A 15573-nucleotide genomic window follows, 5' to 3' on the forward strand; every position below is an offset into this window, starting at 1 on the left:
AAAGGGCAGAATCGGCCCAAATTCGTGCTATGTGCCTCTAATGCATGGCGCTTTGTGACAATTTGCTACAGCCCTGGACGGGTGGGCTTAGGTCTCGTACCGCTTTGGTGCCTTCCTTGTCCGTCGATGCGGAACCATTCGGGTAGGTCATGCGTGGAGGAGAGCATGGGCCAGGATATGGACGAAGGTCTGGACGACGAACCGTTGTTCGGACCCGACGACGGCTTCGCCGACGACTCCACGGTCAACGGCCGGCCGGCGGACCCTTGGCCCGTGCTGGTGGTCGACGACGATCCCCAGGTCCATACCATGACCGAGGTGCTGCTGCGCGATTTCGAGTTCGAAGACCGCCCGTTCGAAGTGGTCAGCGCCCTGTCCGCCGCCGCCGCGCGGTCGCTGCTGTTGACCCGTCCGGACATCCCGGTGGCGCTGCTCGACGTGGTGATGGAGACGGACGACGCCGGCCTGCGTCTGGTCCGCTTCATCCGTGAGGATCTGAACAACCACCGCATGCGCATCATCCTGCGCACCGGCCAGCCGGGACAGGCGCCGGAGCGGGACGTGGTCGTCGCCTACGACATCAACGATTACAAGGCCAAGAGCGAACTCACCGCCCAGCGTCTGTTCACCACGTTGGTCAGCGGCCTGCGGGCGTGGCGCGACATCGTGACCATCGAGCGGCACCGCCAGGGGTTGGAGCGCATCCTCGCCGCCTCCGCTCCGCTGTTCGAAACCCGCTCCATGCGCACGCTGGTGGAAGAGTTGGTGGACCAGCTCAGCAAGGTCGTGGACAACAGCGGCGGCGCCGTTCTGGCCTGCCGCCTGGTGGATCGCGGCGACGGCAAGACGCGGGCCGCCGTGGTCGCCGGCTCCGGCCGTTTCGCGCGGTTCGTCGGGCGGCCCGCGCCCGACACGCTGGAGCCCGACCTGACCGCCCAGGTGATCGGCGCCTTCGAGACGCAGCAGAGCAATTTCGGGTCGGCCCGCTGCATCCTCGCCTTCCGCACCCGGGAACATGGGACGACGGTCTTCGCCCTGGAGCGGAGCGAGCCTTACCGCGAAGACGATCACCGGCTGCTGGAGCTGTTCTGCGCCCGCGTCATCATCGGCTTCGACAACGTGTGCCTGTACGAGGATCTGGTGGCGCTGAACCAGTCGCTGGAACGGCGTGTCGGCGAGCGGACGGCCGAACTGGCCGCTAATCAGGCCGCCCTGGTCGCCGCCAAGGAACGGGTGGAGCGGGCGTTGGAGGCGGAGCTGGTCGCCCGCGAGCAGCAGCGCCAGTTCGTCACCATGGTCAGCCACGAATTCCGCACACCGCTGGCCATCATCGACAGCGCCGCCCAGATGCTGACGCTGCGGGCGGAGCGGGAGACCCCGGACTCTCTGGAACGACTGCGCGTCATCCGCAGCAGCGTTCAGCGCCTGACCGGGTTGATCGACACGCATCTGACCGACGAGCGGCTTCAGGCCGGCACGCTGAGGGTGCAGCGGGCCGAGGTCGATTTGAGGACGCTCCTGCGCTCGGTGACGGAACCCTTCCGCACCGCCTACACCGGCTGCGACTTCCATCTGGACCTGGACCGGCTGCCGTCGGTGGTGATGGCCGACGGGCATCTGCTGGGCATGCTGTTCAGCAACCTGCTGAACAACGCCTTCAAATATTCGGACGGCGACTGCCGCATCACCGTGCGCGGCGAGACCGAGGGGGGCCTGGCGGTGGTCGAGGTGGCCGACCAGGGCCGCGGCATCCCGCAGCATGAGTTGCCCCTGCTGTTCGAGCGTCATTACCGGGGAACCGGCTCGGTGGGCGTGCCGGGGACGGGCATCGGGCTGCACACGGTGCGGCAGATCATCCTGCTGCATGGCGGCTCGATCAGCGCCGAAAGCACGGTCGGGCAGGGCAGCGTCTTCCGCGTCCGCCTTCCGGTCAAAAGCTGAACGCGCAAGGCCGGTCCGCTGCCGCCCACCCCGGATAATCCTTCCAGCGCGGCGGACGGAAATGTAACGTGTTCATAACAAGGCTGCCGCGATTGCCGGAAACCGGTCCGGAACACTCAGCCGCGGCGGGCGGCCTTTTCGCACTCCAACGGAAGAACCGTGGACTCCATTATGCTCGCTCAGCAATATGCCGGGATCAAACGGGACCTTGACGAGAAAGGCATCATTTTCTCGTTTAGCGGCTATCTGTCCGAGGGGATACTCTATTCCCTGGGAGAGGCTTTGCGTGAAAAGATGACCCTGGAGGAAACCGACGGCCCCACGGTGCGCCGGGTTTTCGCCGTCTTCGTCGAGCAGATGCAGAACATCATCCGGTACTCCGCCGAAAAGGTGACCGGGGCGCGCGAGAAGCCGGTCGAGCTGAGCGCCGGGATGGTCACCATCGGCATGGAGGGCGGGAAGGTCTTCATCGTCTGCGGCAACACCGTGTACAACGCCGACGTGCCGCGCCTGCGCGATCGGCTGGAGTATCTGAAGGGCTTGGACAAGGATGGGATCAAGACCTATTACCGGGAGCAGCTGCGCGAAACCCCGGAAGAGGGCGCGCGGGGCGCCAACATCGGCCTGATCGAGATCGCGCGCCGCGCCAGCGAACCCATCGAGTATGATTTCCTCGAAATGGACGAAGGCAAAAGCTTCTTCTGTCTCAAGGCTCGGATCTGAGAGCGGCTGTGGACATCCGGACGACCATGGAATCCCTGAAACTACCCGCGACGGGCCGGACGCCCGAAGTCGATTTCGACTTCGCCCAAGGCGTGCTTCGCCTCAGCGGCGAGTCCTATCCCGACGACGTCGCGACCTTCTTCGGCCCGATCTTCGCAGCGCTCCGCGGCTTCCTCGCCGAGGCGGGCGGCCACCCCATCCGCTTCGACATGGAGCTGCTGTATTTCAACAGCTCCAGCGCGAAGGCCCTGATGAACATCTTCCAGATGCTGGAGACGGCGGCTGGCGAGGGACGCAGCATCTCGGTCACCTGGTGCTACGAGGAGAACGACGATTCCATGCAGGAGCTGGGCGAGGATTTCGCCGAGGACCTGCAGCACGTCGCCTTCACCCTGAAACAGATTCCGGCCGACGGGGCGTCATGACCTTCAACCTCTTCGCCGCTGAGGAGCAGGCCATCGAGCAGGCCCGCCTTCTGGGGGAGAGGCTGGGCGCCGCCGCGCCCGAACTGCGCGCCGAGTTCGAGGCGCTGGTGGAGGCGTTCCAGCGCAGCACGCGCGAGCAGCGTCGGCTGGTCCGGGTCAGCGACCGGCTGCAGGCGCAGATCGGCTCCGCCAACCAGGAACTGGAGCGCCGCCGGCAGGAAGCGGAAGGTGCGCTGGCCGACCTGCGCGAAGCCCAGGAGGCGATGGTCCGCGCCGAGAAGCTGGCTTCCCTGGGCGCCCTGGTGGCCGGGGTGGCGCACGAGATCAACACCCCTGTGGGCATCGCCGTGTCCTGCGCGTCGCATCTATCCGACGCCACCGCCGGGCTGCGCCGGCGCGCCCAGTCGGGCGAATTGAGCAAGGCGGACTTTTCCCGCTATCTGGCCACGGCGACGGACACCTCGGCGCTGATCCTCACCAATTGCGAGCGGGCGGCCAAGCTGATCGCCAGCTTCAAGCAGGTGGCGGTGGACCGCGCCAGTGCCGAACGGCGGGCCGTGAATCTCAACCGCTACATCCAGGAGACGCTGGTCAGCCTGGAACCCAAGCTCCGCCAGGGCCGGCACACCATCTCCGTGTCCTGCCCGGACGGGCTGGTGGTCGACAGCTATCCGGGGGCGCTGTCGCAGATCCTGACCAACCTCGTGATGAATTCCGTCACCCACGCCTTCGTCGACGCGCAGGGTGCGGAGGGGCAGGGCGGCGCCTTGTCGGTCACGGTGGACGAGCCGGAGCCGGGCACCGTTCGGCTGGTCTACACCGACGATGGCCGGGGCATTCCGGCGGACCATCTGCCGCGGATCTTCGATCCCTTCTTCACGACGCGGCGCGGCGAGGGGGGCAGCGGGCTTGGTCTGCACATCGTACACAATCTGGCGGTCGGGGCGCTGAAGGGGACGATCGCAGTGAGCAGCGCGCCGGGGCAGGGAACCCGCTTCGTCCTGACCTTCCCGAAAATCACCCCTCCGGACGAGGCGTCCGCCTGAGCGGTCTCAAGTCACGGCGGCCTCAGGTCATGCGGACGGGAGCGGAGAACACATACCCCACGCCGTGGACCGATTTGACCGGGGCGGTTTCGCCGATGGCGTTTTCCACCTTGTGGCGCAGGCGCCCGACCACCGTGTCGATCGAACGGTCGTCGGGGTTCCAGCGGCGGTTGTAGAGCGCCACGGAAATCTGGTCGCGGGTTGCCGGCTGGCGGGCCTGCCCGGCCAGCAGCGAGACCAGCTTCATCTCCATGCTCGTCAGGCTGACCCGCACACCCGTCGGGCTGGTCAGCGCCCAGGCCGTTGCGTCCAGAATCCAACTGGCCTCGTCGGTCGCGGGCTGGCCGGAGGATTGCGGGGCCGGCGGGGCGGCGTTGCCGTTGCTCGTCTCCAGGCGGCGGAGCAGGGCCTTGGCCTGGGCCTCCAACTCGCGCATTTCGACGGGCTTCACCAGATAGGCGTCGGCGCCCAGCTCCAGCCCGACCACCCGATCGACGGTGGAGCCGCGGGCGGTCACCATGATGATTCCGATGGCGGGATTCTCGCGCAGCCGTGTGGCGATCTTGAACCCGTCTTCACCCGGAAGATTGACGTCCAGAACAACCAAGGACACCGGGCGCGTGGCGATCTGTTCGTCCAGTTCGCGCCCATTCTTCGCTCCGACCGCATCGAAGCCGCAACTGCGCAGGTATTCGATCATGTCACGTCGCAGAGACGCCTCGTCCTCGACGACAACGATCGTAACGGCCGCCATCCCCTCTGCTCCCCCGTTACCGGTGCTTATTGTTCATAGGGCCGGCGCGGAAACTATATGAATTCGAATCGTAGGTCGAGCGACTTCGGCCCGCGACGGCCCTCTGCTGCACTATCACGCAATCCTCGGACGGGTAGTTACGCGATTTCCCACAGGGTGTTCCGCGTCGGGGCCGCCGGGTCGCCGGCCAGCCGGACGCGGAAGCCGACCATGGTGATGTCGTCGCGCTGCGGGCGGTCGCCCTGGAAGCCGGACAGGCTGGCCTCGATGCGCTCCTTCTGCCGGTCGAGCGGCAGCGCGCTGCACTCCTCGACCACGCCGTGCAGCCGGCGCTTGCCGAAGCTCCGTCCCCGCTCCCCGCCGCACTGGTCGGTCAGGCCGTCGGTGCAGATGTAGAAGGTCTGGTCCGGCTGCAGGTCCAGGCTGTGATTGGTGAAGGCCGGGGTCGGGCCGGACGCGCGATAGCCCAGGCTGCGGCGGTCGGCGCGGATCTCGCTCAGCCCGTCCGGGCCGGCGATGGCCAGGGACAGGCGGGCACCGGCGTAGACGAGCCGCCGCTGCGCCGGCTGGACGTAGCACAGCGCGAGGTCGAGCCCGTTGTCGAAGCCGCCTTCCCAGCTTGCCGCGTCGCCGTCCTGGTGCAGGGCCGCCCGCACCTTGTCGTCCACCGTGGCGAGCAGGGCCGCGGGGTCGGCGGCGCCCATGCCGTCCACCACGTTGTTCAGCACCGCGCTGGCCGTCATCGTCATGAAGGCGCCGGGGACGCCGTGGCCCGTGCAGTCGGCCACGCCGATGAGGAAGCCGTCCTCGACCTCGCGGTAATAATAGAAGTCGCCGCTGACCACGTCGCGTGGACGCCACAGGACGAAATGCTGGGCCAGCCCGCCCTCCAGCACCTCCGGCTTCGGCAGGATCGAGGACTGGATCAGCTGGGCGTAGTTGATGCTGTCCATGATGCGGCGGTTGATGTCGGCCAGCGCCTCCGTCCGTTCCTGAACACGGGATTCCAGGGTCTGGGTGTAGTCCTGGACCGTCTCGGCCATACGGTTGAAGGTCTTGGTCAGGACCCCGATCTCGTCCTCCCGCTCGGTGGCGAGGCGGGCGCCGTAATCGCCGCGGGAGACCGCCTGGGTCGCCTGGGTCAGTCGGCGCAGCGGACGGAGCACGACGCGGTTCAGCATGACGCTGATGATGGCGATGGCGGTGACCAGGGACAGCAGAAGCAGCCCGACCACCGGCAGCAGCGCATCCAGCGTGTTGCGGTGGACCTCCTCCGTCGAATAGAGCAGGCGCAGCGTCCCCACCTGCCGGGTCACCCCGTCGCGCCCCCGCAGGTCAATGACCCTTTCGATGGTGGTGGAGTCGGCGGAGGTCCTGGGGTTGCCGGACACCGCCATCGGCTCGCTGTGCCCCGGCTCGAAGACGGAGACGGCGAGAATGGCCGGGTCGCGCTCGCGCAGCGAATCGATGATGTTGCGGACGGCGCGGTCGTCGATTTCCCAGATCGGGTTGGCCAGCGCGTCCGTCTGCATGGCGGCCACCAGCTGCGCCCGCTTGGTCAGCGCCGAGAACTGCTGGTGCTCCACGATGTTGGCCGACACGGCCACGGCGACCATCCCCACGGCGGCGGCGGTGACCAGGATGATGCTGCCGACGCGGGTCAGCAGCGAACGGTCGCGCCGGCCATCGGCGAGGGCGCGCAATTCGGTCACGGGGCGATTCCCTGCCGGGCCCACAGCGCCGGAAGGGCGCCGCTGCGCTCCAGCCGGTCGAGCGTGCCGTTGACCCAGTCGATGCCGACCGGGCCGTCGCGGCGGACCAGGATGGTGTGCTCGTAGATCTGGTCGGTGCGGTCGGACACCAGGAGTTGCGGCGCCATGTCGGGGTTGGCCTTCAGGAATTGCGCCAGGAAGGAGCGTGTGACGATGGCCAGCGCGGCGCGCCCGGCGGCGACGCTGCGCACGTTGCCCTCGTGCGTGACGGTCAGCCGGGTGTTGAAGCGCTTCTCCAGAACCTCCGGGTCGGCGGTCATGCCGGCGAAGGCGTAATGATAGCCGAGCCGCCCAAGGATCGTCTTGTCGTCCAGCCGGTCGAAATAGCTCTGGTCCATGCCCGGACCGGCCTTGGCGACGAACACCTCCGCGTCGCGCAGGAACACCCGCGACGCCTCCACGGGACGCCCCTTCCAGCCCCAGGCGAGGCTTTCGAAGGCGATCATGTCGAAGCGGCCCCGCTCCATGTCCTCGTAGCGCCGCTGGGGGGAGGTGCGGACCAGTTCGAATCGGAAGTCGCTCTGCTCTGCGTTCAACAGGTCGAGCAGGGCCTGCGCGACGCCGCCGCCGGACTCGGTGACATAGGGAGGAAACTCGTAGCCGCCGACCTTGACGGTCACCGGAGCAGCCGCGGACTCGGCGGGTGCGGATTCGGCGGTCGCGGCAAGACCGGACGACGGCATGCCGCCCGCCGTCAGTCCGGCGAGCGCCAAGGCCAGTATCGTCCGGCGGGCAACCGCTTTTGCCATCCTCAGCCCCGATGCTGTTCGCACAGCCGTGCGAAAAATCTACGGCATTTTACCAATGTATGCGCGTATGCAGCAATGTTTGTCGTTGAATGTGAAAGAAGATTTTTACCATCAGGCCGCTTCGGTTTCCCGCTCCTCAGCCGCCAGCCCGCCGATCTCCTCGCCGCTCAGCGTCTCGCGCTCCAGCAGGGCGGCGGTGATGCGCTCCAGCGCGGCGCGGTCGGCGGCCAGGATGCGCCGGGCGCGCTCCATCCCCTCGTCGGTGATGCGGCGGACCTCCTCGTCGATGCGCCAGGCGGTGCGTTCCGAGCGGACGACGGCGGGGTCGTTGCCGGCGTGGGCAACGTAGCCGATGGCGTCGCTCATGCCCCAGGCGGTGACCATGCGGCGGGCGAGGTCGGTGGCGGCGCGGAAATCGGCTTCGGCCCCGGTGGTGACGGCGTCCGGACCGAAGACCAGATCCTCCGCCGCCCGCCCGGCCATGGCGACGGCGATGTCGGCCAGCAGCTTGGCGCGCGACACCGACACGCGGTCGCCCTCCGGCAGCCGCACCACCATGCCCAGCGCGCGGCCGCGCGGGATGATCGTGGCCTTGTGGATGGGGTCGGCCTCCGGGCAGCGGATGGAGACCAGCGCGTGACCGGCCTCGTGATAGGCGGTCAGGCGCCGCTCGTGGCTGGAAAGGGCGAGGCTGCGCCGCTCGTTGCCCATCAGGACGCGGTCCTTCGCCGCCTCGAAATCGGCCATGCCGACGATGACGCGCCCGTTGCGCGCGGCGGACAGGGCGGCCTCGTTGGTCAGGTTGGCCAGTTCGGCGCCGGAGAAGCCGGGCGTGCCCCGCGCCACTGTGCGGACGCAGACGTCGGGGGCGAGGTGCAGCCGGCCGGTGTGGACGCCCAGGATGGCCTCGCGCCCGGCCACGTCGGGCAGCGCGACATGGATGTGGCGGTCGAAGCGGCCCGGCCGGGTCACGGCGGGGTCCAGCATCTCGGCACGGTTGGTCGCGGCGATCACCACCACCTCGCCGCCGTTCACGATGCCGTCCATCTCGACCAGGAGCTGGTTCAGGGTCTGCTCCCGCTCTGAATGGGAGTTGGATTCGCCGCGCTTGCCGGCCAGCGCGTCGACCTCGTCGATGAACAGCAGGCAGGGGGCGGCGGCCCGCGCCGTCTTGAAGACGCTGCGCACCCGCGCGGCACCCAGCCCGACGAACATTTCGACAAAGTCGGAACCGGAAACGGTGAAGAAGGGCACCCCGGCCTCGCCGGCCGCGGCCTTCGCCAGCATCGTCTTGCCGGTGCCCGGCGGGCCGACCAGCAGGATGCCCTTGGGCACGCGGGCACCGGCCATGGCGAAACGGCGCGGGTCGCGCAGGAACTCCACGGTTTCGCGAAGCTCGTCCTTGGCCTCGTCCACCCCGGCGACGTCGGCGAAGACGGTGCCGGTGTCGCGCGGGCGGACGCGGGTGGCGCGGCTGCCGCCGAGGAACTGACCGCCGCTGAGCAGCAGCGCGCCGATCAGCAGGCCGATCACCAGGAAGGGGGCCAGCTTCTCCAGAACGGAAACGGTGCCGGAGACCAGCCCGCCGGCCTCCTCCTCGAAGGCGATGGCGATCTTCCGCCCGCGCAGTTCCTTCAGCAGGTCATCGGTGACCGGAACGACGGCGCGCAGCCGCTGGCCGTCCGGCGTGACGGCGTGCGCCCCGTCACCGCGGAAGGTGACCGACGCGATGTCCCCCCGTTCGGCCGCCGCCACCAAGTCGCTGTAGGTCGCGACCTCCTCGGCGCCGTCGCGTGCGTAGTCGGTCCAGGCCGCGAAGGCGAACCAGCCAAGCAGAAGCGCAGCAACAGCGGCGGCGGCGGTCAGGTACTTTTTCGGGATCGGCGGCATGGCGTCCTACGAAGGCGGTGAAAACCGTTTCCGGCACATCACCATCATTGATGAAGGCGCCACCGCCCCGCATCAACCGCATTCGGTCCAGGACTTTTCTTTGACCCAGAAGTAAGGAGAGGGTTAACGGCCCGGATTCACTCCAGGCCGGCCTTCTTGCGCACGTCGTAACTGCGCGTCCGCGACCATTCCTCCATGAACTTGACCAGCTCCGCGTCGGGCGGGTCGGGGAGGACGACCTTCAGCTTAACATACTGGTCGCCGGCCTGCTTGGTCGCCTGGTTCATCACGCCCTTGCCGCGCAGCCGCAGGGTGGAGCCGGTGTTGGCCCCCGGCTGGATCTTCAGCGCGACCGGACCGCTGACGGTCGGCACGCGGATGGTGGCGCCGAGAACGGCTTCGTTCAGGGTGATCGGCACCTCGACATGGATGTCGGAGCCCTGGCGGGTGAAGAAGGGGTGCGCCTCGACATGGACCTCGACGATGGCGTCGCCGGCCCCGAAGCCGCCGGCGCCGGGAAGCCCCTGGCCCTTCAGCCGCAGCTTCGCCTGATCCTCCGTCCCCGGGGGAACGGCGACGTCGATGCTCTTGCCGTTGGACAGGCTGATGCGCCGCTTGGTGCCCTGCGCCGCCTCGACGAAGGGCACGGAGACCGAATAGTTGATGTCGCTGCCGCGCGACCGCGAACCGCCGCCGGCAGCCCCGCCCGCGGCGCCGCCACCGGGCCCGCCGCGCTTGCGCCCGCCGCCGAACAGGTCGGAGAACCAGTCCTCGCCGCCGAAGAAGGAATCGTCTCCGGCGCCGCCGCCGGCCCCGCTGTAGGCGCGGCTGCGCCCGGCGTTGGCGCGGGAGCGGCCGCCGAACCCGTGGTGCCGCTCCTGGCCCGAGGCGTCGATCTCGCCGCGGTCGAAGCGGGCGCGCTTGTCGGAATCGGACAGCAGCGTGTAGGCCGCCGAGATTTCCTTGAAGCGCTCCTCGTTCGCGGCGTTGCCGGGCTTCAGGTCGGGGTGGAACTCCTTGGCGAGCTTGCGGTACGCCTTCTTGATGTCGTCGGCGCTCGCGGAGCGGGTGAGGCCGAGGATTTGATAAGGGTCACGCATGCTTTCCACGGACAGAGTTATTCCACCCCGAAGCCCGGGGATACGGCATTACGAATTGGCGACAATCTTCCACGTACCGTCGGCCTGTTTGCAAGCGGTTCCGTAGGCCAATTCGGTCTGGCTCTTTGTGGTTACCGTTTGGTGGAACTCCCGGCAATACTGACCGGCGTTGTTGTAGCCCTCACGCGTCGTGGTCAGGGAGCCGTAATGGCCCGTCGCCGGGTTGGTCCAGCCGATCTTGTCGCCGACCGGGGCTGCGTAGGCGCGCTTGGCCGCGGTCTCGGCGGCCGCCGCGTCCGACGGCTGGATCGCCGCGCCGCCGATGAAGGCGCCCAGCAGCGGGCCGGTGCCCGAGGACGCGACCTTGCCCGAGGCGTTGCCATAGGTCGACGAGATCCGGCCGCCGACGGTTTCCGCGTTCTTGGTGGCCTCCTGGGAGGTGCTGACGCAACCCGCAAGCAGGGCGATCGCCATCGCCGCCGGGACGAGCTTCTTCACGAACATCGATGCTGCCTCGAAAGGTTGGGAGCCGGCGTGCCTTGCTTCTGGCGCACCGGTGGACACTCATATATGCGAGGCTATCCTATCTGTGAATTGGGCATATTTGTGAACTGGGAAGACGCCGGGAACGGCGCCGAAACCTGACGTTGAAACTTTGGGCCTACGGCCGCGCGACGAGGGGACAATGAGCGAATCCAACGACCGGGACCCGTACGCCCTGTTCCAGGACTGGATGGACGAGGCCACCCGCAGCGAGATCAACGATCCCAACGCCATGGCGCTCGCCACGGCCGACGCGCAGGGAGCGCCGTCGCTGCGCATGGTGCTTCTGAAGGGCATCGATCCGCGCGGATTCGTCTTCTACACCAACACGGAGAGCCGCAAGGGCGAGCAGCTTCTGGCCAACGCCAACGCCGCCCTGTGCTTCCACTGGAAGACGCTGAAGCGTCAGGTCCGCGTCGAGGGCGCGGTGGAGCAGGTGTCCGACGCCGAGGCCGACGCCTATTTCGAAAGCCGCCCGCGGGAAAGCCGCATCGGTGCCTGGGCGTCGCAGCAGTCGCGCCCGCTGGAGGGCCGCTGGGAGCTGGAGAAGCGGGTCGCCCAGTTCGCTGCCAAGTTCGGCCTGGGCGCGGTTCCCCGGCCGCCGCACTGGACCGGCTTCCGCATCCTGCCGCGGCGAATCGAGTTCTGGCAGGACCGCCCCTTCCGCCTGCACGAGCGGATTCTGTACCTGCGCGAAGGCGACCCGGCGGCGCAGGAGCCGGCGCGCTGGACGACGGAGCGTCTTTTCCCGTAAAGGACCGGTGCCGTCATCACATGAGAAGGCGCTCATGAACGAATCGCGTTCGCACCGGCTGCGCCGTTACGCCACCTACGCCAGCGTGTCGGTGTCTCTCACGCTGATCCTGGCGAAGCTGGCGGCCTATCTGGCGACCGACTCGGTCAGCATCCTGTCGTCGCTGATCGATTCCAGCACCGACATGATGGCCTCGGTGGTGACGCTGCTGGGGGTGCGGACGGCGTTGCGCCCGCCGGACGAGGCGCACCGCTTCGGCCACGGCAAGGCGGAGGCGCTGGCCGCGCTCGCCCAGGCCGCCTTCATCGGCGGTTCCGCGCTGTTCCTGACCATCGAGGCGGTGCGCCGCCTCATCACCCCGCAGCCGGTGGGCGAGGGGGCGGTGGGCATCGCCGTGATGCTGCTGTCGATCCTGCTGACCGCCGGCCTGATCACCTTCCAGCGCCATGTGGTGACGGCCACCGGCTCGGTCGCGGTGGGGGCGGACCGGCTGCATTATTCCGGCGACCTGCTGATGAACGCGGCGGTCATCCTGGCGATCCTGCTGACCGGATGGACGGGCATCAGCGCCTTCGATCCGCTGTTCGGTCTGGGCATCGCCGCCTTCCTGCTCTACGGCGCCCGCAAGGTCGCCAGGGAGGCGCTGAACGTCCTGATGGACCGCGAACTGCCAGCGGAGGAGCGGGAGCGCATCGCGGTGCTGGTGATGGCGCAACCGGACGTCGCGGGGATGCACGATCTGCGCACCCGCAGTTCCGGCGTCGGCGCTTTCATCGAACTGCACCTGGAACTCGACCCCTCGCTGTCGGTCGCCAGGGCGCACGACATCACCGACCGGGTGGAGAACCGCCTGAAGGACGCCTTTCCCGGCGCCGAGGTCCTGATCCACCAGGAACCCGCCGGTCTTCAGGACGACCGGTTGGACCATCGCATCGCCGATGGCCAGGGCGCTCCTGGTCAAGGCGCCCCGGGCCAGGGCGTAGAGGGCAGTGCCGGCTGACGCTTTCTCCGCCTTCGGTTGCGATCAGGTTACCGGCGCGCAATAATTGGGCACATTGCCTTTTAGAATGACCCTTCCTCCGTTGCGCAATTGTAAGGGTTCGGTAATAATTGCATTGGATTTTAGCGCTCTGCGCATTCTTGTGAAACGGATGGCGGAAAAATGGACAGTGCGTTCGGCGGCCGCTCTCATTTGATCGCGGACATTGCCACCGAAGCGGGCAATCTCGGCATCGAGATCGCGGACATCGCGGGCCATGTGGAGGAGGTCAACGGCCGCCTCGGCCATCAGGCCAACGTCTTCGCGCAGTTGCGCGGCACCGGGAACAAGATGTCGGAGAGCACGCAGCGCATCTCCGCCGCCGCGACCGTGGCGCGTTCCGTGACCGAGCAGGCCCGGCAGGAGGTCGAGTCCTCGCACGACCGGGTGCAGCGGTCGATGAACGACATCCACGCCCTCGTCGCCGCGGTGGGGGGCATCGAAGGCCAGATCGCCGGTCTTCAGGAGGCGCTCGACCGCGTGGGCCGGGTCGCCAAGGAAATCTTCGTCATCGCCAAGCAGACCAACCTGCTGGCGCTCAACGCGACCATCGAGGCGGCCCGCGCCGGCGAGGCGGGGCGCGGCTTCGCCGTGGTGGCGAACGAGGTGAAGGCCCTGTCCAAGAAGACCAGCGAGGCGACGACGGAGATCGACGCCACGCTGAAATACCTCAACGACCAGGCGCAGCGCCTGATGGCCGAAAGCGCGTCCAGCGCCGGCAAGGCCCGCGCGGTGAGCGAGGGCACCACCGCCATTGGCGCCGTCATCGAGACCGTCGGCCGCGCCATGTCGGAACTGAACGGCGAGACCGACAAGATCGACGCGGCCTCCTCCGAGATCGGCGCCAACTGCGAGGAGTTGCAGCACGAGATCGACGACCTCGCGGTCGGCGTGCAGCTGTCCAGCGACAATCTGGCCCAGGCGCGCGACCGCGTGAACACGCTGGTCGGCATGAGCGAGCGGCTGATCGGCATCACCGCCGAACTGGACGTGGAGACGGTGGACACGCCTTTCATCCGCATGGTCTCCGACGCCGCGTCGCGCATCTCCGCGGACTTCGAGGATGCGATGGCGCGCGGCGAGGTGCGCGAGGGCGACCTGTTCGACAGCAACTACCAGCCCATTCCCGGCTCCAACCCGCAGCAGCACATGACCCGCTTCACGGAGTTCTGCGACCGCGTGCTGCCGAAGGTCCTCGATTCGCTGCTGGGGCAGAGCGAACGTATCGTCTTCTGCGTGGCGGTCGATTCGAACGGCTACCTGCCGACCCACAACCGGAAGTTCAGCCAACCCCAGGGAACCGACCCCACCTGGAACGCGGCCAATTGCCGCAATCGGCGCATCTTCAACGACCGGGTCGGCCTGGCCGCGGGGCGCAGCACGAAGCCGTTCCTGCTCCAGACCTACCGGCGCGACATGGGGGGCGGCAAATACGCCCTGATGAAAGACGTCTCCGCGCCGATCACCGTGCGCGGGCGTCATTGGGGCGGCCTGCGTCTGGCCTATAAGGTCTGAACGGTCACAGGCCCGCCGTCCGGGGATGCGCCGTGACGTCGATGGCGCCGCCGTTCGGGCGGCGTTGAAATGGGTACCATTGAGTGTTGCAGTTTCATGATTGCATCCATTGAATGCGGCCGGGGTGGGTTGCGGATGATCGGCTGAACCGAAAAATCCGGTCGTTGGTCATCAACGGGCGTCATCACTGATGACTCTTGGAGGTGATGTTTATGCCCGAGCGAATCGTGGCGTTGTCGCGCGCCGTGTCCGATCTCGCCACGCGCAAGATGGATGAGATTCAGGCCGTTACGAACACGACCAAGATCTTGGCGCTCAACGCGCTGATCGAGGCGATGCGCGCGGGGGAGGCTGGACGGGGCTTCGCCGTGGTGGCCCAGGAGGTGAAGGCCATCTCGGAACGGATCACCGGCATCGGCGGGGAACTGCGCAGCCAGATGGCGGTGCAGACCGACGAGTTGAACACGCTCGGCAACCGTCTGGTCTCGCAGTTGCGCGGCGGTCGGCTGGCCGATCTGGCGCTCAACATGATCGACATCATCGACCGCAATTTGTACGAGCGGTCCTGCGACGTGCGCTGGTGGGCCACCGACCGCGCCGTGGTGGATTGCGCCGACGATCCGTCCGAGACCAACCGCCGCGACGCCGCGCAACGGCTGGGCGTCATCCTGGGCGCCTACACCGTCTATCTCGACCTCTGGATCGTCGACGCCAAGGGCGTGGTTCTGGCGAACGGGCGGCCCGACCGCTACCGCCGCCCGGTGGGTGCGTCGGTCGCGTCGGAACCCTGGTTCCGCGAGGCGATGGCGACCCGCAGCGGCACGGATTTCGCGGTGGCCGACATCGGCACCAACGACCTTCTGGACCGCGCCACCGTCGCCACCTACGCCACGGCCATCCGGGCCGGCGGGGAGGAGGGTGGCGCCGTGGTCGGTGTTCTGGGCGTCTTCTTCGACTGGCAGCCCCAGTCCCAGAGCGTCGTCGACTCCGTCCGCCTGACCGACGAGGAGCGCGCCCGGACCCGCTGCCTTCTGGTGGACAGCCGCCACCGCGTGATCGCCGCGTCCGACCGCAGGGGCGTCCTGGCGGAAAGTTTTCCGTTGCGCACCGGCGGCCAAGGGCACGGCAGCTATTCCGACGACCAGGGACGCGTGGTCGGTTTCGCCGTCACGCCGGGTTATGAAACCTACAAAGGACTCGGCTGGTTCGGAGTGATCGTTCAGGAATCCGTCAGTCGTTGCGAATAGACGTGTTGGATTGCAGCAATTCGATACTTTTGAGTGCTCCGCCTGAAATGCTGGCGAAACACCCCCGTGGTGCAG

General features: G+C 67.7%; 14 protein-coding genes. 8 read left to right on the forward strand and 6 right to left on the reverse strand.

The features are described 5' to 3' along the window. Positions 1-177 precede the first annotated feature (177 nt). From ABAZ39_RS04820 to ABAZ39_RS04835, 4 genes are all read left to right on the forward strand, one after another. A complete protein-coding gene (locus ABAZ39_RS04820; RefSeq protein WP_247881628.1) occupies positions 178-1941 on the forward strand; it encodes an ATP-binding response regulator in 1764 nt (587 codons plus the stop codon). A gap of 171 nt (positions 1942-2112) precedes the next feature. Further along, positions 2113-2664 (forward strand): SiaB family protein kinase, encoded by a 552-nt coding sequence (locus ABAZ39_RS04825; RefSeq protein ID WP_051657801.1) that lies wholly within the window; start codon positions 2113-2115, stop codon positions 2662-2664. An 8-nt stretch (positions 2665-2672) separates the two neighbouring features. Then, the gene (locus ABAZ39_RS04830; protein ID WP_308217003.1) at positions 2673-3089 is read left to right on the forward strand and encodes a DUF1987 domain-containing protein; all 417 of its coding nucleotides are present in this window, start codon (positions 2673-2675) and stop codon (positions 3087-3089) included. Beyond that, the gene (locus ABAZ39_RS04835) at positions 3086-4135 is read left to right on the forward strand and encodes a sensor histidine kinase (RefSeq protein ID WP_038527273.1); all 1050 of its coding nucleotides are present in this window, start codon (positions 3086-3088) and stop codon (positions 4133-4135) included. The genes ABAZ39_RS04830 and ABAZ39_RS04835 overlap by 4 nt, the downstream gene beginning before the upstream one ends. A 22-nt stretch (positions 4136-4157) precedes the next feature. Here ABAZ39_RS04835 and ABAZ39_RS04840 read toward each other — a convergent pair whose 3' ends face one another. The 6 genes from ABAZ39_RS04840 to ABAZ39_RS04865 form a co-directional block, all read right to left on the reverse strand. Next, positions 4158-4889, reverse strand: coding sequence for a response regulator transcription factor (locus tag ABAZ39_RS04840; protein ID WP_038527276.1), 732 nt, complete (start codon positions 4887-4889; stop codon positions 4158-4160). Between the two features lie 137 nt (positions 4890-5026). Further along, the gene (locus ABAZ39_RS04845) at positions 5027-6601 is read right to left on the reverse strand and encodes a SpoIIE family protein phosphatase (protein ID WP_038527278.1); all 1575 of its coding nucleotides are present in this window, start codon (positions 6599-6601) and stop codon (positions 5027-5029) included. Beyond that, the gene (locus ABAZ39_RS04850; protein ID WP_038527281.1) at positions 6598-7410 is read right to left on the reverse strand and encodes a substrate-binding periplasmic protein; all 813 of its coding nucleotides are present in this window, start codon (positions 7408-7410) and stop codon (positions 6598-6600) included. Before ABAZ39_RS04850 ends, ABAZ39_RS04845 begins: the two co-directional genes overlap by 4 nt. Before the next feature lie 111 nt (positions 7411-7521). Continuing rightward, complete coding sequence (gene ftsH, locus ABAZ39_RS04855) at positions 7522-9300, reverse strand: ATP-dependent zinc metalloprotease FtsH (protein WP_038527284.1); 1779 nt, start codon at positions 9298-9300, stop codon at positions 7522-7524. A 137-nt stretch (positions 9301-9437) separates the two neighbouring features. Further along, positions 9438-10400, reverse strand: coding sequence for a DnaJ C-terminal domain-containing protein (locus tag ABAZ39_RS04860; RefSeq protein WP_038527287.1), 963 nt, complete (start codon positions 10398-10400; stop codon positions 9438-9440). A 48-nt stretch (positions 10401-10448) separates the two neighbouring features. Continuing rightward, complete coding sequence (locus ABAZ39_RS04865) at positions 10449-10904, reverse strand: RT0821/Lpp0805 family surface protein (RefSeq protein WP_035674078.1); 456 nt, start codon at positions 10902-10904, stop codon at positions 10449-10451. Positions 10905-11085: 181 nt separating this feature from the next. Between ABAZ39_RS04865 and pdxH the strand changes: the two genes are divergently transcribed. From pdxH to ABAZ39_RS04885, 4 genes are all read left to right on the forward strand, one after another. After that, positions 11086-11697, forward strand: a complete 612-nt coding sequence (gene pdxH, locus ABAZ39_RS04870; RefSeq protein WP_038527292.1) for a pyridoxamine 5'-phosphate oxidase — start codon at positions 11086-11088, stop codon at positions 11695-11697. Positions 11698-11731: 34 nt separating this feature from the next. Continuing rightward, positions 11732-12697, forward strand: coding sequence for a cation diffusion facilitator family transporter (locus ABAZ39_RS04875; protein WP_038527295.1), 966 nt, complete (start codon positions 11732-11734; stop codon positions 12695-12697). A 162-nt stretch (positions 12698-12859) separates the two neighbouring features. Next, complete coding sequence (locus ABAZ39_RS04880) at positions 12860-14251, forward strand: methyl-accepting chemotaxis protein (RefSeq protein WP_038527298.1); 1392 nt, start codon at positions 12860-12862, stop codon at positions 14249-14251. 212 nt (positions 14252-14463) lie between these two features. Continuing rightward, positions 14464-15498 carry a methyl-accepting chemotaxis protein gene (locus ABAZ39_RS04885; protein WP_038527300.1) on the forward strand — a complete coding sequence of 345 codons (1035 nt, stop codon included), beginning with the start codon at positions 14464-14466 and terminating at the stop codon, positions 15496-15498. The last annotated feature ends 75 nt before the right edge of the window (positions 15499-15573 follow it).

The sequence above is a fragment of the Azospirillum argentinense genome (assembly GCF_000632475.1).
GTDB lineage: Bacteria > Pseudomonadota > Alphaproteobacteria > Azospirillales > Azospirillaceae > Azospirillum > Azospirillum baldaniorum.